The following is an 18,664-nucleotide window of genomic DNA, read 5'->3' on the forward strand; positions in this document are numbered from 1 at the left end:
CCATGAAACAATATGTGATTTGCCAAATTATCGATGGGGATAAATATTTAGCTGCTTATGCAGAGACAAAACAGGATGCAGTTGAAAAAGCAGAACTGTTAGGATTAAGAACCGGAAACCGTTACATAGTAATTACCGCAGAAGAAGCTGAAGGGTTAACTTATCCTTAAATAATGGGAGAGTACATAAGAAGTAAATAAGCCTAATAATGTACTATATTATTAGGCTTATTTACTATTAAAGTGTGACAGGGAAAATAATATAATTATGAGTCAAGTTGGCGGAAATACCGATTTGTTTTTCGATCCTGATTGCCGTCTCTATATTCATCAACATATTGTCTGAAGTTCCAGGATTGTAAAAACTTATTAGCTGCATTATAACCAGAGTTATAGAGCCATTCTTTCTCTTCTTTAGTTAGTTGAAAATTAGTACTGGTAATGATTCCTGTTGGAATTGTAATAGTTCTAGCCTTTGATTCTTTATCTAAATGACGTAAATCATGAGCTTGCATCATCGTTTTAAATAATCCTTTGAACATGGAAATAGGTTCGTCATAGTGGGCGGGATCAGCTTGAATCTCATCTTTTACAAAATGAAATCCAAAGGTAGGCCAGCGAGGAGAAGTCGGTGAATCGAAAATCCAAATTGGGTAATTACTTAAAATACCGCCGTCAACCATATAACAAGGTTGTTTCCATTTTGGGGTTCTCCATTTCACTGGTTCGAAGAAGAAAGGAATGGTTCCACTCATTCTTACTGCTTTAGCGATAGAGAAGCGATAATTTAAAAATCCGTAGTTTGGCAAGTCATCGGGAAAAATAACCATTTTACCATTGCTTATATCTGAAGCGATAATTTTGAGTTTATTCAAATCGGGTAAGTCTGTAAACAAATGAATTCCTTTTTTTCTAAGCAGGTCTTCTAGCCATTCTTCGAGAAATACATTTGAATAAATACCTAGAGTAGACCAAGCGCTTAATCCTTTACCAATAAAGGGGATTTTATCAAGAAAAGTTTTTTTAGTGAATTTTTCATAATCAATGTCTGTTACAATCGTCTTTAATTCGGAACAAGAATATCCTGCTGCTAGAAGAGCTGCAATAATAGCGCCGGCTGATGTTCCAGCTAAACGTTCCCATTCATATCCTTTTTCGGCTAACGCGCAAATTGCCCCTACATGAGCAATTCCGCGTACACCGCCTCCTTCAAAAACACCATCAATTTTCATTGAACATACTTCCTTTCCAAAAAATGAAAATGGAAAAAAAGCACGTATTGTACGTGCTTTTTTACAATAGTTTTTAAGTTTACTAGCAGCCTACAAAGCCGCCCCAACAGCTAGCTCCGATGATGATTAGAAGGATAAATAAAACGATTAATAAAGCGAAACCTCCATAACCACAACCGCCACCACAACTACCGCCGTAACCGTAACCACCGCCGTAACCGCCGCAACTATATCCGTAACCCATGTGGAATTCCTCCTTAAATTAAAAATAAAAATGAACGAGGGGAAAATGTACTGGAAGAAATAAAGAACTATCGTGTTTGTAGGAACAATGTATACTATGCTTTTTTAAACTTGTTCGCGTACGAGGGATAAGCCCGTTTTTTGGAGGGCTTGTTGAATTTACAATGAATGAAGTATAATCTTTGTGCTATGATACAAATAAGTATGTAAATGTAAGGAGAATTTATGGAACAGAAAATTGAAATATTAATTGATAAATATGAACTAACACATTTGAAACAGGAACTTATTAATACTGTATTTCCTTGTGTAAAAGTTGTGCCAAAACAACAGGAAATAATTGCGATAGGCAGTTCGAAAATGGGCGGAGTTCCTGATTTGCCAAATACATTTGAATATCCAACATACAAAGAGAATCCGTTACGTTTTATCGCGCAATTTAATTTAAGTGATTTACAAAACGTTGGTATGGATCATAATCTTCCTAAGACAGGGATGTTATATTTCTTTAGTATTGAAAATTACTTTGAAGAAGATGTGGATCCAACCGAAGCTGGACGTGTACTTTATTATGATATCCCTGTAGAGCAATTACGTAGAGTAGATGAAATACAAGCGAAATATAACCAGTGCGCAATTACTTTTGAACTGACGTATAAATTACCGGAGCTTTTCATTGAAGATGAGGCGGATTCAGATCGTTTCTTGCAATTACTTGAAGAGCTAATCCCAGACAACTATGATAATCATCAAATGTTTGGAGAACCATTCTCTGTACAAGATGAGGTATTGTACGAGACTGGACAATATATGGGGATAGATCCACAGCATATGACGCTCTTATTCCAAATTGATTCAGATACTAAAAATTGTAATATGATGTGGGGAGATTTAGGGATGCTTTATTTCTGTATTGGAAATGAAGACTTGAAAAATCGCCATTTTGAAAATACATGCTGTGTATTGCAAACTTGCTAAAAAAAGGGTTGTTCTTTTTCTAAAAGAACAACCCTTTTAAAAATGTTAAATATGCATAATCTCATATGACCTATTTTGAAAAGTATTGTATACTCTGAAACTATACGATACTTTTTTGTATAGTTATAGAATGTAAGGAGTGACAAGATGGGAAAGACAAGTAAGTATGTGACAGCTGCCGCACTTTGTTCAACTATAGTAATGGGAGGCTTACAGGCGTCAGCTGTATCTTATGCGGCTACGAATCCGACTACAGTGACAACACAATCAGATGCAAAGTTGTTAAATGATTTCAGAAAAGAATTAAAAAAACAGATTGATAATAGAGAAGAAAATATTACAATCACATATAAAACAAAAGATAGAAATGCTAGAAATATTATGGACCAATTGTATGGCGAGTTTAATAAAATTGTAGATGCTGATGAGTATGTAAAATATAATGTAGCGTCTACTAAATATTCTATAAAAGGGATGCCAGGGAATTATACATTTACATTACAAGTGAAGTATCGTGAATCAAAAGAGCAAACACAGTATGTAAAGTCTCAGGCGAAAGCAATTGTAAATTCTATCATTAAACAAGGCATGGATGAACATGAAAAAGTGAAAGCTATTCATGATTATGTTGTGAAAGAAGTATCATATGATACTTCTTATCAAGCATATACAGCGTATGAAGCGTTAGCGAATCGTTCTGCCGTTTGCCAAGGATATACATTGTTAACATATCAATTACTAAAAGAAGCAGGTATTCAAAATCATATTGTAACAGGTACAGGGAATGGACAAGCTCACGCATGGAATTTAGTGAACATTGATAACAAGTGGTACCACCTTGATACTACATTCGATGATCCAGTTCCTGATAAAGCTGAGCGCGTAACATATTCATATTTTAATATGTCTGATGAACAATTAAGCAAAGACCATGAATGGGATCGTAGTGAATATCCAGCGGCAACTACAAGCTACTTCAACGAATTAACAAGCAAAATAAAAGCCGGTAGTTCAAAAACTGCTGTATATGAACAAATGTTAAAAGAAACAAATTTAAAGTATTTATCTGCACAATACGGAGCGGAAAATTACAATGAGTTTAAGAAAAAATTACAGCAACAATTTGCTTCCAAGCCAGAAAAAGTAGAAGTACGATATAAGCAGTCCATGGATGGAACGATGCAAGATATAAAGAAAGTATTAAATGAAATAACTTGGCCAAAAGGTGCAAAGCGTGTATCTTATCAAGTTGCGCCATATAGTGCAATGACAGGTTATTCATTAGCGACAATTACATTTACGTATTAATGAAAAAGAGCATCTTTAAAAGGTGCTCTTTTTACGTTTGAGTATAATTCTAGTGACTATTTAGAATTATGTGATAAAATAATTGGAAATAGAGGATGTGATAGCTGAATGAATTTGTTCGAAAATAATATATTTGCATTGATATATTTTTGTCTAGTAATCGGACTTATCGTTTTGTTTTTTGTATCATTTACTCTGTTCATTAAAAGATTATTGCAAAACAACAATCTGAAAAAACAACATGTGATTAATATGAATCAGAAGTTAGATCGGATTATTGAATTGCTTGAAAAAGATAAAAAAGAATAATGGAAGATGGATAAAAAGGAGAAGCAGATGGCGAATTATATAAAGGAATTACGTGAAAAAATAGGGCATGATTATGTTATTTTGAATTTTGCAGGAGGTTGTGTATTTAATGAATTTGGTGAAGTGCTTCTGCAAAAAAGAGGAGACTTTAATGCTTGGGGATTTCCAGGCGGTGCAATGGAAATCGGGGAATCTGCGGCAGAAACTGCGATTCGAGAAATAAAAGAAGAAACAGGATATGATGTGAAAATTGATGAGCTCATTGGTGTGTATACGAAATATTTTCAAGCATATCCGAATGGAGATCAGGCACAGGCAATTGTAATATTCTTTAAGTTTTCAATCGTTGGAGGGAATACAAAAATAGACGGTGATGAAACGTTAGATTTGCAGTTTTTCCCTTTAGACAAAATGCCGCCATTGTTTAATAAACAACATGAAGATTGCTTGCAGGATTTATTAGAGAAAAGAGTAGGGGTATATCGTTAACGTATAAAAAAGAAGCTAAATGAGATTAGCTTCTTTTTTTATGTTCTATTTCCACCAATCATCAAACATTGACGCTGGTACTTGTCTTTTATGTTCACTCACTTTGTAACGCTTCTCGATCTTTTCAGCAACGTCAGCTGGAACGGATTTACCTTCTAAATAGTCATCTAATTGATCGTAAGTAATGCCTAGCTCTGTTTCATCAGCTTGACCTGGTTTTTCATCTAATAAATCAGCTGTTGGCATTTTTAAGTAAAGTCGCTCGTCTGCACCTAATTCTTGTAATAAATCACGTCCTTGGCGTTTCGTTAATCCCGTTAATGGTAATAAATCTGCACCGCCATCTCCGAATTTTGTGAAGAAACCTGTTACAGCTTCAGCAGCATGATCAGTTCCGATAACGAGTAGCCCTTGTTGTCCGCCGATTGCGTATTGTGTAACCATACGGATACGCGCTTTAACGTTCCCTTTATTGAAATCTGTTAATGATTCGTCTAATAAGTTTTCGTATTGATTTGAGAAAGCATCAACTGTTGAAGCGATATCGAAAGCAACAGACTGATCAGCTTGAATAAATTGTAATGCTAATTGTGCATCATCTTCATCTTTTTGTACTTTGTATGGAAGACGTACGGAGATAAACGTTGCGTTACCACCTTCATTACGAACTTCTTCGACTGCAAGCTGTGCTAAACGTCCTGCCAGTGTAGAGTCTTGTCCGCCGCTAATTCCAAGTACAAATCCTTTTGCACCTGTAGTTTTTAAATAATCTTTTAAGAAATCAATTCGTTTACGAATTTCTACTTTCGGATCAATTACAGGCTGAACATGTAATGCTTTCATAATTTGTTCTTGTAATGTCATTATGTTTTCCTCCTATTCATATTAAAGCGGTAAATAAGTTTATATGTATATTGGTACATACTTCTATCCTTTATTATTTCGCAAAACTAACGAATATACAATAGGATGCGTGTATGAATGTAGTCATTATAATGAAACTGTTTTATATAAGCAATTGTTTAAAACCTTTCAATAATGTAAGGTTTTTGTCATTTGAATCGATGGAAGGTATTTCCGAACTTTACTAATATAAAAGTATAGTTAGTAGAAGGGCGGAGAAGTAGTATGAACATTAGAGAACTCGCATTTCGAAATGTAACGCGAAATAGACGAACATACTCAGCTTATTTTTTGAGTAGTGCATTTGCAATTATGGCCTTTTTCGTGTATTCATTTTTTGCGTTTCATCCGGCATTAAGTGCTGGAGAATTAGGACAGTACGTATTCGTAAGTATGTCTTTTGCGCAGTCTATTATTTACTTATTTACATTCTTCTTTATTTTATATTCAATGGGAATGTTTTTGAAAACGAGAAAGCGTGAACTAGGAATTTTAATGATGCTAGGTATGACGAAATATCAATTAAAGCGTCTTATCTTCTTTGAAAATATAATGATTGGAATAGGGGCAATAATTTTTGGGATTCTTTCAGGTATGTTGTTTTCAGGAATATTAATATTTGTAGCTCCGATGATATTAAAACTAGATATCTCTTTATCCTATTACATACCGATGAAGGCGATTGTTGTAACGAGTATTATGTTTTTCGTATTATTTATGATCATTTCATTGTTTAGTGCAGGAATGGTTCGTAAAAATAAAATTATGAAATTGTTTAGAGGATCAGCAGAGGCGAAGCCAGAACCGAAGGCATCTATAATTTCTTCTATATTAGCAGTAGTATTGCTTAGTGCTGGTTATGCAGGAGCTCTTATGTCACATGGTGCAATGGTATTTATAATGATGATTCCTGTTACAACGGTAGTAATTATTGGTACGTATTTGCTGTACAAGCAGTTGAGTGTCTTTATTATTCGATTATGTAAAAAAAGTAAACGTTTCTATTGGACACAGACAAATATTATTACTTTGTCAGATTTAGCATACCGTATGAGAGATAATGCAAGGATGTTCTTTATTGTAACGATTATTTCAACTGTAGCATTTTCAGCAATAGGTACATTGGTTGGGTTTGCTTCGATGACGAAAGAAATTATGGACAGACCAATTGCGTTTCACTATCAGTCTAAGCAAGGTAATAGCAATGAGTCACAGCATCTGAAAATCATTGACGAAGGATTAAAGAAACATAATATAGCAGCTTCAAAAATAAATATTTCATCGAAGAAAACGGAGGAGCAGTCGTTAAGAAGCGCCATTTTTATAAAAGAATTAGATTATAAAGAATATGCAAAGTTAACAGGAGAACCATTTAATAGTGTATCAAATAAAGAGGCTTTATTTTTGTCAGTCGAAATACCCGGACCACCGATGAAAGAAAGAAAAGAAATTACTTTACCAAATATGAATGAACCTTTAAATGTGAAAAAAGTTAATACTTCTTCATTAAGTAAAATACTAAGAGGTAATGTGTATGTAATCTCTAAAAATCAATATGATTCATTACAAGATGGATTTAAAGAAGAAAAAGATTATATGTATAAAACACAATCCGCGAAAGATGAAATTGAGGTCGGTAAGGAACTTACGCTTCAGATGAAGCCTTATGAAGAACATTCAACGTTTAGTGCAGAAGAGTACGATCAAAATCAAAGTCTACAAATCGCAGGACCCATTTTATTTGTAGGTTTCTTTATTGGTATTGTATTTTTTGTTTGTGCAGGAAGCTTCCTTTACTTCCGTTTATTTTCAGATTTGGAGGACGATACTCGTTTATTTGAAATGATTCGAAAAGTTGGATTGACGAGAGGGGAATTATCGAAAGTAGTCACAATCCGCTTAGCGCTTTTATTCTTCGTTCCAGTTGGAGTTGCAACATTACACGGGGCAGTAGCATTAACTGCGTTAGGACAAATGTTTGAGTACTCACTGTTTAAAGAAAATACAATTGTATTAAGTATTTTCGTAGGTATTCAAGTTGTATACTTCTTAATTATAAGATCGCGTTATTTAAAACAATTGAAAGAAAGATTGAATATTCGTTAAATGTGTTTTTTTAACTTTTGTACTATATTTTCTAAAAAGAGTAAGGCATTACCAAATATATAGTGATAAAATGAAAATAGCGAGGTGAAAAAAATAATAGAGAGTAAGGGGGGAGTAACATGAAAGCAACAGGAATTATTCGAAAAGTAGATGAATTGGGACGGATAGTTATTCCTAAAGAATTACGAGATGTATTAGGAATACAAATCAAATCACCACTTGAAATTTTTGTAGAAGAAGACAAAGTCATTTTACAAAAATATCAACCTTACAATGCTTGTCAAATAACAGGTGATGTTTCAGACCAAAATATTTCATTAGCAAATGGAAACATTACTGTTAGTATAGAAGGCGCAAAACATGTAATAAAAGAAATTGAGCAGTTTTTGAACAAGAGTAAGATTTAGTCTTAATTTATCCAGCTATTTGTGGGCAGTAAAACTCCCACCTCAAAACTCGGCTGAAGAAAAGAAGTTGGGTGGGAGATCAACTGCCCGTAAAAGCCCGATTGGTGAGGGCTAATAATCAGTGGGGGATGAACACCCCCCACTGATTATAGTTTCACTTTATATTATTCTTTTGAAAAACTGAAAAAGAAAAGGACCATAATGGGTCCTTTTCTTTTGTTTATTGAGAAATATTTGAGAGGAAGGGAAATGGAACGAATAAAACGAATGTTAAATCTAAACGCATTCAATAGTGGTCTGAAATGAAAATAATATATTTTCAGGAGGGATTACGATGAATAGTAGTACAGCGAATAAACAAAAAGGCATTAAATTAATTCCGTTTACTGTAAATAAAGTGGTTGAACAAGTAAATGAAATTCCACCAGGTGTACAATTGATTCATGCTCCGCAAGTATGGGAAAAGAGCGCGAAAGGAAAAGACATTGTCGTTGCTGTTTTAGATACAGGTTGTGATGTAAATCATGTAGATTTAAAAGATCGTATTATTGGTGGGAGAAATTTCACAAAAGATTATGAAGGAAATCCCAATATTTATCTTGATAATAATGGGCATGGTACTCATGTAGCGGGGACAATTGCAGCGACTGAAAATGGAGTGGGTGTACTAGGAGTCGCACCACTTTCTAAAATGTTAGTTTTAAAAGTATTAGCTGGAGATGGTTCTGGAAGTTATGAGCAAATTATTGAGGCCATTCATTATGCTGTAAATTGGAGAGGACCGAATAAAGAGAAAGTGAGAATTATTTCAATGTCACTTGGTGGTCCGCAAGATGTACCAGAGTTACATGAAGCTATTCAAAATGCGGTAAAACAAGACGTACTTGTCGTGTGCGCTGCAGGAAATGATGGAGATTGTAACGATGATACTGAAGAATTAGATTTTCCAGGTGCTTATTCTGAAGTAATTGAAGTAGGTGCTGTTAATTTAGAGCGGAAAATTTCATGCTTTAGTAATTCAAATCAAGAAATTGATTTAGTAGCGCCGGGTGATGAAATACTGTCTACGTATCCAGAGGGGAAATATGCGGTATTAAGTGGTACTTCAATGGCGACGCCGCATGTCGCTGGGGCGCTAGCACTTCTCATAAAGCAGTGTGAGAGAGAGTATGGTAGAAAATTATCAGAGCCGGAAATATATGCGCAACTTATAAAAAGGACTGTACCTTTAGGGTATGAACGTACATCTGAAGGGAATGGATTAATAGATTTATTAAAAGAATAGGAATTACTAAAAAACATCTCATATTCATATGAGATGTTTTTTAGTACGGTTCTGTTGCATGTATTACGACGTCTAATAAACCGGGGAATCTAGCATTTAAGTCATCTTCACGAATTGAAATGAAACGTTGTGTGCCTTCAAGGCGTGTATACATAACACCAGATTCACGTAACACTTTGAAATGGTGAGATAAAGTTGATTTCGCAATTGGAATGTTTAACGCGCCACAAGATTGTTCATTTTTCTCTAGTAGCATAGTTACAATTTGTAAACGAATTTGATCGCTAAGTGCATATAAGACAGAAGAGAATTGAATTTCTTCTCGATTTGGATGATAGAGAGTACGCATTTTTTCACCTGCTTGTATAAGTTATTATATTTGCACTATAACATATAAAGTGGTATATTTCTATTGTTCGAATATAATCGAACAATAGAAATATAGGGGGGTAAAAATGAAGTATACAAAATTGCAAAAGGCAGGACTAAATATTTCGAAGTTGGGGTTAGGAACAAACGCTGTTGGGGGACATAATTTATATGCTGATGTGAATGAGGAAGAAGGAAAAAGATTAATAGAAGAAGCAATTCAGCAAGGGATTACATTTTTGATACAGCGGATTCATACGGTTTCGGTAGATAAGAGGAATTGGTAGGAGAAGTATTAAAAGGAAAACGCCACGAGTTTGTACTTGCTACAAAAGGTGGAATTCAGCCGTTATTAAATGGAGAGGTTCATATTAATAATGAACCAAGCTATTTAAGAAATGCTGTGGAAAATAGCTTAAGAAGATTACAAACTGATTATATTGATTTATATTATTTACATTTTACAAATCCTGAAACAAGTTACATAGACTCAATTGGAGAGCTTACTCGCCTAAAAGAAGAAGGGAAAATTCGTTCAATTGGAATATCTAACGTAAATGTAGAGCAATTAAAAGAAGCGAATCAGCACGGACATATAGATGTTGTACAATCACCGTATAATATGTTGGATCGTGTTGCTGGGGAAGAACTTTTGCCATATTGTATAGAATCAGGTATTTCATTTATTCCGTACGGGCCTCTTGCCTTTGGGATACTAGGCGGGAAATATACAGAAGATTTTAAATTAAACGAAGGCGATTGGCGTCAAAGTGTAAATCTATTTGAAGAAAATACATATAAGAGTAACTTTAAGAAAGTTGAGAAGTTAAAAGGTTTAGCTAAAGAAATGAATCTTGAAGTATCGCATTTAGCTTTAGCGTGGTTATTAAACAAAAAAGGAATTGATACTGTTATTCCTGGCGGGAAGCGGGCAGAGCAAATAAGAGAAAGTGTAAGAGCAGTGGATGTTTCATTGAATGAAAAAGTTATGAAAGAGATTGAATCTATTTTAGAAGATTAGTTAAAAAGAGGGATAGGGCCCTCTTTTTATATAAAAGGAGAAGAAATACATGAAGGAGCTTTTGAGTGCAGGGGGTAAAAAAAGTAGACAAATAATAGAAATGTATTGTAGTAAAATTATGGGGAATCCAAAAATAAAAATCCCTAAAGAGATAGGGATTTATATATCGGCATATAGTTCCTTGGAAAAGGATATACTTAGTTTAACATATAGGATTACTTATATTTGTGAAATAGATGTGAAAGTAATGTGAAAAATGCTTATGGTGAAAATCTTTGCAAATAAAAAGCACTGTTTTAGCTAATATAACTAAAACAGTGCTTTTCTCTTTGATTGAACTGTGGCCGCATTTTCATCATGTATTCCTGCTTCTTCAATAATTCGTTTTTTTACTTTATTTAATAGATGGTCTACTGCCTCACCAAAATAGTTAGCTTCGCTTTTTGTGCGGGCTTCTCGTAAACATTTATAGTTTTCTAGCAGTTCCTCTTTTTCGGTGTTTGTTAAGAAATCTTCTATTTTCTTTTTTGTCATACGAAACACCCTTTCTTCTGACAAACGACGCAATAGAAAATATTTATTTTTTATTATAACAATAATTTTTAGAGAAAGTATAGACTAACGTCGTAATAGTTTGTCAATTTCTTGGATTTTCTCATCAGCTTTCCCAATTTGCGTATTTTTAGCCTGTTCACCACCAAGAGCTTGGTGAAGTAAAAACGTTTGACCGGAAATAGCGGTCACAATGGAGACTTTTATAATTTCTTTTATTAAGGTGACATCGAATAAAACGAGTCCAAGAAGTGCGGCGAGGCTACCTGTAAAAATATCAGTTAAAAATCCAAAATGAAAAAAAGTTTTTAAACGGCGTGGAAGCAATAACTTGCCTTGGTTATTGATTAGATGGGAAACGAAGCCAGTAATGCCACCAACGAGAACTGCGGTTAGCCATTGATACATTTCCATCGAATCCACTCCTTTTAGTGAATAAGATTCGATAATTTTATATTGATTCCTTTTAATATTTCATATAAGCATATTGAGAAAGTTTGTTTAGGTTTATTCCGTATTCAATTTAATTTTAACAGAAAAATCTGATATATTTCAGTCTATTATATGAAGCGGTTATTCCTTAATATGAATGTAGAAAGGGGTGCGTGATATGAATATAGATTATCGAATAAGAAGTGTAGATGGTTATACAAAAAATATAGGGGAATTAGTAAGCATGCTGGAACATACGAGGGCTGTAACATTCCAGGAAATAAACGAGCTATCAGTTGAACAATTAGATTTAATTATGCCAAGTGGTGGGAATTCAATTGGCGCCTTATTAAAACATATAGCAGCTATAGAAAAAGCCCATCAGCTTATTTCATTTCAAAATCGTGACTTTACAAAAGAAGAATTAGAAATATGGGAAGACGCACTGTATTTAGGGGAAGTTGGGAGAACGATTCATGGTCATGAAATACAGTATTATGTACAACTTTTGCAAAGTGTTCGAGAAGAGTCGCTAAAGTATTTGAGTGAAGTAGATGATACATGGCTAATGTCAGAAAGAAAGTGGCCTAATGGCGTAGCGTATAATCAGCACTACCTTTGGTTTCATGTGCTAGAAGATGAAATTAGTCATCGCGGACAAATTAAAATGTTAAAAAATAAGTTGTTTGAAAATTACGTTAAATAAGGTAGCTTTTTAAATCAATATTCCATATAATGAGAGTAATTAAAATAAGAACGGGGTGATGTGTTATGGCGAAATTAACTTATATGAATAATAAACCAAATACAAAGGTGGACGGAAAGGGCGATACTCTATAAGTGAGCGCACAATCCTTCCACTAAGTTCAAACTAGGGAGGATATCAATTTGGATCAAAATATTTTAGAATCTTTCGGATGGGATTCTTTTTTTGAAGAACAAGCTGTAGAGAACTATGAAGTAGGGCGTATTTTACTTGAGCATAAGCATATATATCGGATTATTTGTAATGATGGTGAATATGTAGCGGAACTGTCTGGGAAGTTTCGTCATGAAGCGTTAACGAAGGGAGATTATCCGGCAGTTGGGGATTGGGTATATATAAAGAAAATAGAAAATGAGAAAAAGGCAATTATTCACCGTATTTTTCCGAGAAGAAGTTCTTTTTCAAGACAAGAAGCTGGTAACAGAACTGAAGAACAAATTATCGCAACAAATGTAGATTATCTATTTTTAGTGAATGCACTTAACCATGATTTCAACGTAAGAAGGATGGAACGTTATTTGCTGGTGGCTTATGAGAGCGGTGCAATGCCTGTTATTGTTTTAACGAAGAGTAGTTTATGTGAAGATGTGGAACAGAAAATTGCAGAAACTGAAGCGGTAGCAATCGGTGTTCCTATATTTGTTGTTGATAGCTTAGTGTACGTCGGAATAGAATTATTGCAACAATTTGTTTCACCAGGAAAAACAATTGCTTTAGTTGGATCTTCAGGTGCAGGGAAATCTACTTTATTAAATGCATTAATAGGAACAGATGTAGCAAAAACTGGAGATATACGTGAAGAAGATAGTAAAGGAAGACATACGACAACTCACCGTGAATTGTTCCAATTACCGAGTGGCGGTTTAGTAATTGATACGCCTGGTATGAGGGAACTTCAGCTTTGGGAAGGAAGCACGGCAATTCAAACTACATTTTCCGATATTGAAGATCTTGCAAATACTTGCCGCTTTCGAGATTGTAAACATGAAGGTGAACCAGGATGTGCAGTGCGAAATGCTATAGATAACGGAACTATACCCGTAGAGCGCTTACTAAGCTATAAAAAGCTGCAAAGAGAATTGGCATATGTTATGAGAAAACAAAACATTACTCTGGCAAGGGCGGAACGAGATAGATGGAAAAAGATTTCTAAACAACATAAAAAAATGTAAAAAACCAAAGGGCTGGTTCCTTTGGTTTTTTGTATTTGTAAATTTTATAATAATATTATTCGTATATATAGACAAAAGGAATTTATTTGTTTAAACTTTACAAAGTGTTCATCAAAACAATAAAAATAGAAACTAAGGAATGGGATATATTCAAAATTAGCTTTAGTTAATCTTTAAAGTTTAATATTTAAATATAGGAGGTTTATAATGCGTAAACTAGTAAGTTGGTTTAGAGATATGAAGGTAGCAAAAAAGTTATTAATTTCCTTTTTTGTTATATTAATTGCGGCAGTCTCTATTATTGGGGGGCATGTCGTATCAAACAGCTAAAAAGAATTTTGAATCACAAATTATGAGTAGCGCTCAGGATAATATAAAAATATTGGATAATTTAATCAATCAAATGATTGAAGCGAAATTCAACGATGTAAATAATTTTGCACGAGTGATTCATAGTGATATGTATCAAGGGGATAATCAGGATGAACTAAGAAAAACATTATCCCAGTATATTAGTTTGAACAAAGATGTAGAACAAGTGTATGTTGCTGGAAACGATAAAAAATTTGTACAAGAACCCAATATACAAATGGCAGCAGATTATGATCCAACAGCGCGTTCTTGGTATAAAGATGCAGTGAATAAGCAAGGTGGAATTGTTGTCACTGAACCATATAAGGCACAAGGGAATGGACATATTGTCGTAACAATCGCAAAACAAACTGAAGATAAAAGTGGTGTTATTGCGGTAGATTTAAGTTTAGATAATTTATTAAAAACAACAAAGTTAATCAATATTGGTAAAAAAGGCTATGCTTTCATTTTAGATGGAAAACAAAAAATAATTGCTCACCCTCAAGAAAAATCGGGTGACAAGGCAGATGATTCTTGGGGAAAGAAAATATACGAAGATAACCATGGCACTTTTTCATACACTTATGGTGGTAGTGAAAAGAAAATGGTATTCGCGACAAATTTAAAAACAGGTTGGAAAATTGCGGGGACGATGTATTCAAATGAAGTAGTTGAAGCTGCTCAACCTGTATTTTATAATATGTTAATTGTAATGTTTATTTCATTAGTTGTAGGTGGAGTGCTTATTTATTTCGTGACACTTTCTATTACCAAACCTTTAAAACAATTAGTTGTCACTTCTAAAGAAATAAGCGAAGGGGACTTAACTCAAACGATTAAAATACATTCAAATGATGAAATTGGACAACTTGCGAAAGGTTTTAATGAGATGACTCATTCACTACGTACATTAATTGGAAGAATTAATACTTCAGCAGGGCATGTTGCAGCTGCATCTGAAGAGTTAACAGCAAGTGTGAGACAAGCGAGTGAAGCGACTGAACAAATTACATCAGCAATGGATGAAATATCAAGTGGTGCAACGACGCAAACAGCAAGCGTAGAAAATGGTGCTATGTTACTGTTTGATGTAACAGAAGGGATTCAGCATGTAGCAAATAGCTCATCATCTATTAATACTGCTTCTGCTCACACTCGTGAAAAAGCAGAAGATGGTGGAAAGTTAGTTGGAAAAACAGTAAATCAAATGCAATCTATTGCGGAATCTGTTTCACAGTCAGATGCTGTTATTCAGTTGTTGAATAACAAATCAAAGCAAATTGGCGATATTTTAGAAGTTATTCAAAATATTGCAGATCAGACAAATCTTCTAGCTTTAAATGCAGCAATTGAGGCTGCAAGAGCTGGTGAGCATGGAAGAGGCTTTGCAATTGTTGCTGATGAAGTACGAAAATTAGCAGAACAATCTAGTGTATCATCAAGTGAAATTAGTAAATTAATTTGTGAAATACAAGATGATATGAGTAAGACAGTAAAATCTATGAATAATGTAAATGAAGAAGTGCAATCTGGACTTGTTATTGCAAATGAAACAAAACAAAATTTCACTGAAATTTTACAATCTACAAATGAAATTGCTGACCAAATTAAAACGATGGTTGAAACAGCTAATGGGATGTCAAAAGGTGCAAATGAAGTATCTATTTCGGTTGGTCAAATTGCTATGACGGCACAAAATAATGCGACGAGTACACAAAGTGTTGCAGCGTCAGCTGAGGAGCAGTTAGCTTCTATGGAAGAAATTGGTTCTGCAGCTGGTACACTATCTCAAATGGCTGAAGAGTTACAAGTATTAATTGAAAGATTTAAAGTATAAAAAGGGGAGGCTGTCTCAAAATAGCATTAGTGCTATTAGAGACAGTCTTTTAGCTGATAAACGGATTAGAGGTTCAATGTATTTAATGTTTGTCGAAAAATAGAGGAATTTGTTAAGCGGGTGTATAATTAATATAATATAGACTACGTTTAAAGGAGATCAGTATGGGAGTGTATTGGGGAACGAAAAGACATTCTTGGCTTAGCTATGTCTCGTTTTGGTTAAGCATTTTATTATTTGTTGTTTTTTTAATTGAAGTGTTTGTATTTAAAACACTTTCAAATAGTTCATTACAAATCGTTAAATATCTTTATTTGATATTTGTCCCATTAAATATCATTCTTTGTTTAAGGTTATTATTTAAGAAGAATGAAAAGAAAATATTACCGATTTTTAGTTTAATTGTAACACTATTATTTGCAAGTTTAATTATAGTGTTAGCATTAGCAGCTACAGGAAAAATCTTATGAGGAGAGTGATATAAATTACTCTTCTTTTTTGTGGTTTTTTAAGAGTTATAAGTAGTGTATAGGAAATAAGGAAAGTGATAAGTTATCAGTAAGGGAACATACTAGTGAATAGAGAGTGAACTGAAAATACTATATGTTTTGTATGTGTTTATAAAGCAAATGAATGCGGTAAGATTCATGATATATGGTACAATAAACATGGATAGTGATAGAGATAAAGGGTATATAAAATACTCATCGTTTTTTAGTAAGAGAGGGGTTATCTTATGCTATACGAGGATTTGATGACATTATTCCAAGCTGCTCCGATAGAATTGGATAGAGGCGGCTGGAAATATATAATCCAGGAACAAAATGATAATTATGAAATTGTTGATGAAATGTTAAAAAAGCAAATGAATGTTGAATTGTATTTTAATGAGTATGATGAGGTGAAAATCACTTTATATAAAGATGGAAGCCCTATTACTACTATGCAAAGAATTGCTATTTCAAAAGTTGAGTTGGATGAAGAGGAAGACGGCATTCAATTCGTATTGGAACGCATGCCAAGTCGAATGATTCGTTTGCAATTAAAGCCATATCTTGCAGTAGAAATGGGGCCGTACTGGGAAGTATGTGAAGACTGTGAATGAAGATGAAAAACATCCGTATACACGGATGTTTTTTTATGTTTTTTGAAGTTGTTTAAAGGCAATAATCGGTAGTAAAATGATGCTCACCCAACCGATAATAGGGTATAGAATATGAAGTAATTCACTATATCCAATGAAACTAAAGCAATAACTAATTAGTAATATGAAGTAAATAATGTTATTACTTTTCCATCCGGTAATGGATTGCATTTGTTTTGTCATTCCGAATATATTCCCAACTAATGTGGTGAATACTTCACCAAAAATGATAAGAACAAAGAAAAAATGGAAAGTTGCATTAAACCTTCTTACAACTTCAGCCATTGGGATGTTATATTGATAAAATTGTTCAACGGATAATATTGCTAGATGGCTACATAATAAAATAAAGCAAAGCCCCGCGCCGCCTAAAATACCACCCCATAAAATAGCTTTTCGATCTTTTACTTCACTGGCCAATGGGACGAGAACACTTTGGGCGAGAGACAGATTTAATGCAACATATGTAATAGGGCTAGTAATCCATTTCATATTCCAACTTTCTGTAGGAACGGTGTCAATAATAGGAGTTGTACCATGAATAAAGGTTGTAATAGCAAGTCCGATAATGAAAATCATCATAATAGGTACGACAAGTGTATTCACTTCAAAAACACCTTGTAATCCCCGGCTCCCAATAATGAGGCAGGCGATGACTGTGATGAAAATACCAAGTTGTCTCGGGAGACGAAGTTGTTCTTCAAATACTGCCCCGGCTCCTGATAACATAACGCTAGTTACGCCAAATAATACGAGTAATAATAAAGTATTTACGACATTTCCAAATACATCCCCAAATAAATATTTATTAAATTCTTGCGCTGAAAATGCCCCGATTTGTGATGAAAGTAACATCATTTTTGTACCGAGCCAAATAAAAAAAAATCCACTTATACATATGCCAATGGTTCCGTACAATCCGTTAACTGTAAAAAATTCGACAATTTCTCGCCCAGTAGCAAATCCAGCTCCAACGACCGTTCCGATATAAGTAGCAGCGACTTTCTTTGCTACTTGCCATTGTTGATTGTCCATGTTATCCCTCTTTCTTCTATGATGAGCTTGACTTACTATTATGCATATGTGTGAGCTTGGACAATTAGACATATGAAGTAGTTGAAAGGATACATGAATTATATGATATTAGGGAAATATTAAGGTTGTTAAAACTTTGTTACATATAAGCTGTTCATTCAAAAGAATAGGGAATGTATGGTAAAATGAAGTTAGGTCATTAAAAGATAGTAACATGATAAGAGGAGTGGATTGTATGAGTACGAAAACGAATGTTGTTGAAGTATTAAACAAGCAGGTAGCAAACTGGAATGTATTATATGTCAAACTGCATAATTATCATTGGTATGTGACAGGACCGCACTTCTTTACATTACATGAGAAATTTGAAGAGTTTTATAATGAAGCAGGAACATACATTGATGAGTTAGCAGAGCGTATTTTAGCGTTAGAAGGAAAACCGTTAGCGACAATGAAAGAGTATTTAGCAACTTCAACTGTAATCGAAGGGACAAGCAAAGAGTCTGCAGAAGAAATGGTGCGAATTTTAGTAAACGATTTTTCTGCACTTATTCAAGAATTAAAAGAAGGTATGGAAGTAGCTGATGAAGCTGATGATGAAACATCGGCTGATATGCTATTAGCAATTCATACGACATTAGAACAACATGTATGGATGTTAAGTGCATTCTTAAAATAAACATAAATGGATTAAAGAAAAACTCTATTGAAAAATTCTTTCAA

At 34.0% G+C, this 18,664-nt stretch carries 23 protein-coding genes and 2 pseudogenes; 18 read left to right on the forward strand and 7 right to left on the reverse strand.

The features are described from left to right. Positions 1-2: 2 nt before the first annotated feature. Positions 3-170 (forward strand): DUF3933 family protein, encoded by a 168-nt coding sequence (locus CQ058_RS12285; RefSeq protein WP_002012388.1) that lies wholly within the window; start codon positions 3-5, stop codon positions 168-170. 95 nt (positions 171-265) lie between these two features. Here CQ058_RS12285 and CQ058_RS12290 read toward each other — a convergent pair whose 3' ends face one another. Further along, positions 266-1,231: a patatin-like phospholipase family protein gene (locus CQ058_RS12290; RefSeq protein WP_002141372.1), complete on the reverse strand. Its 966-nt coding sequence runs from the start codon at positions 1,229-1,231 to the stop codon at positions 266-268. Between the two features lie 82 nt (positions 1,232-1,313). Further along, positions 1,314-1,475: a YjcZ family sporulation protein gene (locus CQ058_RS12295; protein ID WP_002012392.1), complete on the reverse strand. Its 162-nt coding sequence runs from the start codon at positions 1,473-1,475 to the stop codon at positions 1,314-1,316. 224 nt (positions 1,476-1,699) lie between these two features. On the opposite strand from CQ058_RS12295, the gene CQ058_RS12300 reads away from it, so the two are divergent. The 4 genes from CQ058_RS12300 to CQ058_RS12315 all read left to right on the forward strand — a co-directional run bounded on the left by CQ058_RS12300 (position 1,700) and on the right by CQ058_RS12315 (position 4,558). After that, the gene (locus tag CQ058_RS12300) at positions 1,700-2,452 is read left to right on the forward strand and encodes a YwqG family protein (RefSeq protein WP_002189330.1); all 753 of its coding nucleotides are present in this window, start codon (positions 1,700-1,702) and stop codon (positions 2,450-2,452) included. 147 nt (positions 2,453-2,599) lie between these two features. Continuing rightward, positions 2,600-3,760, forward strand: coding sequence for a transglutaminase domain-containing protein (locus tag CQ058_RS12305; protein ID WP_002031428.1), 1,161 nt, complete (start codon positions 2,600-2,602; stop codon positions 3,758-3,760). Between the two features lie 108 nt (positions 3,761-3,868). Further along, positions 3,869-4,069, forward strand: coding sequence for a DUF4083 domain-containing protein (locus CQ058_RS12310; protein WP_002031430.1), 201 nt, complete (start codon positions 3,869-3,871; stop codon positions 4,067-4,069). Between the two features lie 27 nt (positions 4,070-4,096). Next, positions 4,097-4,558, forward strand: a complete 462-nt coding sequence (locus CQ058_RS12315) for an NUDIX hydrolase (protein ID WP_002141378.1) — start codon at positions 4,097-4,099, stop codon at positions 4,556-4,558. A 45-nt stretch (positions 4,559-4,603) separates the two neighbouring features. Here the strand turns inward: CQ058_RS12315 and nadE are convergent, their stop codons facing one another. Next, positions 4,604-5,422, reverse strand: a complete 819-nt coding sequence (gene nadE / locus CQ058_RS12320) for an ammonia-dependent NAD(+) synthetase (protein WP_002031433.1) — start codon at positions 5,420-5,422, stop codon at positions 4,604-4,606. Positions 5,423-5,686: 264 nt separating this feature from the next. Here nadE and CQ058_RS12325 point away from each other — a divergent pair, with 264 nt between their 5' ends. From CQ058_RS12325 to CQ058_RS12335, 3 genes are all read left to right on the forward strand, one after another. After that, positions 5,687-7,567 carry an FtsX-like permease family protein gene (locus CQ058_RS12325; protein ID WP_002031435.1) on the forward strand — a complete coding sequence of 627 codons (1,881 nt, stop codon included), beginning with the start codon at positions 5,687-5,689 and terminating at the stop codon, positions 7,565-7,567. 119 nt (positions 7,568-7,686) lie between these two features. Continuing rightward, positions 7,687-7,974 (forward strand): AbrB/MazE/SpoVT family DNA-binding domain-containing protein, encoded by a 288-nt coding sequence (locus tag CQ058_RS12330; protein WP_002012401.1) that lies wholly within the window; start codon positions 7,687-7,689, stop codon positions 7,972-7,974. 334 nt (positions 7,975-8,308) lie between these two features. Further along, on the forward strand, positions 8,309-9,259 hold the full coding sequence (locus tag CQ058_RS12335; protein WP_002012402.1) for a serine protease: 951 nt from the start codon (positions 8,309-8,311) through the stop codon (positions 9,257-9,259). A gap of 40 nt (positions 9,260-9,299) precedes the next feature. Here the strand turns inward: CQ058_RS12335 and CQ058_RS12340 are convergent, their stop codons facing one another. After that, positions 9,300-9,608, reverse strand: a complete 309-nt coding sequence (locus CQ058_RS12340; protein WP_001259916.1) for an ArsR/SmtB family transcription factor — start codon at positions 9,606-9,608, stop codon at positions 9,300-9,302. A gap of 106 nt (positions 9,609-9,714) precedes the next feature. Here CQ058_RS12340 and CQ058_RS12345 point away from each other — a divergent pair. Together CQ058_RS12345 and CQ058_RS12350 are read left to right on the forward strand one after the other, a co-directional pair. Next, positions 9,715-10,649 (forward strand): annotated as a pseudogene (locus CQ058_RS12345) (aldo/keto reductase). Positions 10,650-10,698: 49 nt separating this feature from the next. After that, positions 10,699-10,902: a hypothetical protein gene (locus CQ058_RS12350; RefSeq protein WP_002189333.1), complete on the forward strand. Its 204-nt coding sequence runs from the start codon at positions 10,699-10,701 to the stop codon at positions 10,900-10,902. Between the two features lie 56 nt (positions 10,903-10,958). On the opposite strand, the gene CQ058_RS12355 is transcribed toward CQ058_RS12350, so the two are convergent. Together CQ058_RS12355 and CQ058_RS12360 are read right to left on the reverse strand one after the other, a co-directional pair. Further along, positions 10,959-11,183 (reverse strand): hypothetical protein, encoded by a 225-nt coding sequence (locus tag CQ058_RS12355; protein WP_002012407.1) that lies wholly within the window; start codon positions 11,181-11,183, stop codon positions 10,959-10,961. 84 nt (positions 11,184-11,267) lie between these two features. Beyond that, entirely contained in the window at positions 11,268-11,615 is a 348-nt protein-coding gene (locus CQ058_RS12360; RefSeq protein WP_000426320.1) for a DUF4257 domain-containing protein, read from the reverse strand. A gap of 196 nt (positions 11,616-11,811) precedes the next feature. Between CQ058_RS12360 and CQ058_RS12365 the strand changes: the two genes are divergently transcribed. The 7 genes and pseudogenes from CQ058_RS12365 to CQ058_RS12385 all read left to right on the forward strand — a co-directional run bounded on the left by CQ058_RS12365 (position 11,812) and on the right by CQ058_RS12385 (position 16,867). Then, positions 11,812-12,339, forward strand: a complete 528-nt coding sequence (locus CQ058_RS12365) for a DinB family protein (protein WP_002189339.1) — start codon at positions 11,812-11,814, stop codon at positions 12,337-12,339. A 182-nt stretch (positions 12,340-12,521) separates the two neighbouring features. Continuing rightward, positions 12,522-13,571 (forward strand): ribosome small subunit-dependent GTPase A, encoded by a 1,050-nt coding sequence (rsgA, locus tag CQ058_RS12370; RefSeq protein WP_002086103.1) that lies wholly within the window; start codon positions 12,522-12,524, stop codon positions 13,569-13,571. A 207-nt stretch (positions 13,572-13,778) separates the two neighbouring features. Beyond that, positions 13,779-13,901, forward strand: coding sequence for a hypothetical protein (locus CQ058_RS33050; protein WP_483861158.1), 123 nt, complete (start codon positions 13,779-13,781; stop codon positions 13,899-13,901). Between the two features lie 73 nt (positions 13,902-13,974). Beyond that, positions 13,975-14,772: pseudogene (locus CQ058_RS33055) on the forward strand (HAMP domain-containing protein); the annotation flags it as partial. A 228-nt stretch (positions 14,773-15,000) separates the two neighbouring features. Further along, entirely contained in the window at positions 15,001-15,762 is a 762-nt protein-coding gene (locus CQ058_RS33060; protein WP_483861159.1) for a methyl-accepting chemotaxis protein, read from the forward strand. A 164-nt stretch (positions 15,763-15,926) separates the two neighbouring features. Further along, positions 15,927-16,232: a hypothetical protein gene (locus tag CQ058_RS12380; protein ID WP_002189342.1), complete on the forward strand. Its 306-nt coding sequence runs from the start codon at positions 15,927-15,929 to the stop codon at positions 16,230-16,232. A gap of 266 nt (positions 16,233-16,498) precedes the next feature. Beyond that, positions 16,499-16,867: a DUF3979 family protein gene (locus CQ058_RS12385; RefSeq protein WP_002086098.1), complete on the forward strand. Its 369-nt coding sequence runs from the start codon at positions 16,499-16,501 to the stop codon at positions 16,865-16,867. 33 nt (positions 16,868-16,900) lie between these two features. Here CQ058_RS12385 and CQ058_RS12390 read toward each other — a convergent pair whose 3' ends face one another. After that, entirely contained in the window at positions 16,901-17,941 is a 1,041-nt protein-coding gene (locus CQ058_RS12390) for a YkvI family membrane protein (protein ID WP_002031445.1), read from the reverse strand. A gap of 235 nt (positions 17,942-18,176) precedes the next feature. Between CQ058_RS12390 and CQ058_RS12395 the strand changes: the two genes are divergently transcribed. Next, positions 18,177-18,620 carry a Dps family protein gene (locus CQ058_RS12395; protein ID WP_002189346.1) on the forward strand — a complete coding sequence of 148 codons (444 nt, stop codon included), beginning with the start codon at positions 18,177-18,179 and terminating at the stop codon, positions 18,618-18,620. The last annotated feature ends 44 nt before the right edge of the window (positions 18,621-18,664 follow it).

This window comes from Bacillus sp. MYb56, assembly GCF_002976445.1.
Classification (GTDB): domain Bacteria; phylum Bacillota; class Bacilli; order Bacillales; family Bacillaceae_G; genus Bacillus_A; species Bacillus_A mycoides.

Excerpts from the sequence above, each read along its gene's own strand:
- CQ058_RS12285 (WP_002012388.1), top strand. The coding sequence starts at position 3 with ATGAAACAATATGTGATTTGCCAAATTATCGATGGGGATAAATATTTA.
- CQ058_RS12290 (WP_002141372.1), bottom strand. The coding sequence starts at position 1,231 with ATGAAAATTGATGGTGTTTTTGAAGGAGGCGGTGTACGCGGAATTGCT.
- CQ058_RS12295 (WP_002012392.1), bottom strand. The coding sequence starts at position 1,475 with ATGGGTTACGGATATAGTTGCGGCGGTTACGGCGGTGGTTACGGTTAC.
- CQ058_RS12300 (WP_002189330.1), top strand. The coding sequence starts at position 1,700 with ATGGAACAGAAAATTGAAATATTAATTGATAAATATGAACTAACACAT.
- CQ058_RS12305 (WP_002031428.1), top strand. The coding sequence starts at position 2,600 with ATGGGAAAGACAAGTAAGTATGTGACAGCTGCCGCACTTTGTTCAACT.
- CQ058_RS12310 (WP_002031430.1), top strand. The coding sequence starts at position 3,869 with ATGAATTTGTTCGAAAATAATATATTTGCATTGATATATTTTTGTCTA.
- CQ058_RS12315 (WP_002141378.1), top strand. The coding sequence starts at position 4,097 with ATGGCGAATTATATAAAGGAATTACGTGAAAAAATAGGGCATGATTAT.
- nadE (WP_002031433.1), bottom strand. The coding sequence starts at position 5,422 with ATGACATTACAAGAACAAATTATGAAAGCATTACATGTTCAGCCTGTA.
- CQ058_RS12325 (WP_002031435.1), top strand. The coding sequence starts at position 5,687 with ATGAACATTAGAGAACTCGCATTTCGAAATGTAACGCGAAATAGACGA.
- CQ058_RS12330 (WP_002012401.1), top strand. The coding sequence starts at position 7,687 with ATGAAAGCAACAGGAATTATTCGAAAAGTAGATGAATTGGGACGGATA.
- CQ058_RS12335 (WP_002012402.1), top strand. The coding sequence starts at position 8,309 with ATGAATAGTAGTACAGCGAATAAACAAAAAGGCATTAAATTAATTCCG.
- CQ058_RS12340 (WP_001259916.1), bottom strand. The coding sequence starts at position 9,608 with ATGCGTACTCTCTATCATCCAAATCGAGAAGAAATTCAATTCTCTTCT.
- CQ058_RS12350 (WP_002189333.1), top strand. The coding sequence starts at position 10,699 with ATGAAGGAGCTTTTGAGTGCAGGGGGTAAAAAAAGTAGACAAATAATA.
- CQ058_RS12355 (WP_002012407.1), bottom strand. The coding sequence starts at position 11,183 with ATGACAAAAAAGAAAATAGAAGATTTCTTAACAAACACCGAAAAAGAG.
- CQ058_RS12360 (WP_000426320.1), bottom strand. The coding sequence starts at position 11,615 with ATGGAAATGTATCAATGGCTAACCGCAGTTCTCGTTGGTGGCATTACT.
- CQ058_RS12365 (WP_002189339.1), top strand. The coding sequence starts at position 11,812 with ATGAATATAGATTATCGAATAAGAAGTGTAGATGGTTATACAAAAAAT.
- CQ058_RS33050 (WP_483861158.1), top strand. The coding sequence starts at position 13,779 with ATGCGTAAACTAGTAAGTTGGTTTAGAGATATGAAGGTAGCAAAAAAG.
- CQ058_RS33060 (WP_483861159.1), top strand. The coding sequence starts at position 15,001 with ATGTTACTGTTTGATGTAACAGAAGGGATTCAGCATGTAGCAAATAGC.
- CQ058_RS12380 (WP_002189342.1), top strand. The coding sequence starts at position 15,927 with ATGGGAGTGTATTGGGGAACGAAAAGACATTCTTGGCTTAGCTATGTC.
- CQ058_RS12385 (WP_002086098.1), top strand. The coding sequence starts at position 16,499 with ATGCTATACGAGGATTTGATGACATTATTCCAAGCTGCTCCGATAGAA.
- CQ058_RS12390 (WP_002031445.1), bottom strand. The coding sequence starts at position 17,941 with ATGGACAATCAACAATGGCAAGTAGCAAAGAAAGTCGCTGCTACTTAT.
- CQ058_RS12395 (WP_002189346.1), top strand. The coding sequence starts at position 18,177 with ATGAGTACGAAAACGAATGTTGTTGAAGTATTAAACAAGCAGGTAGCA.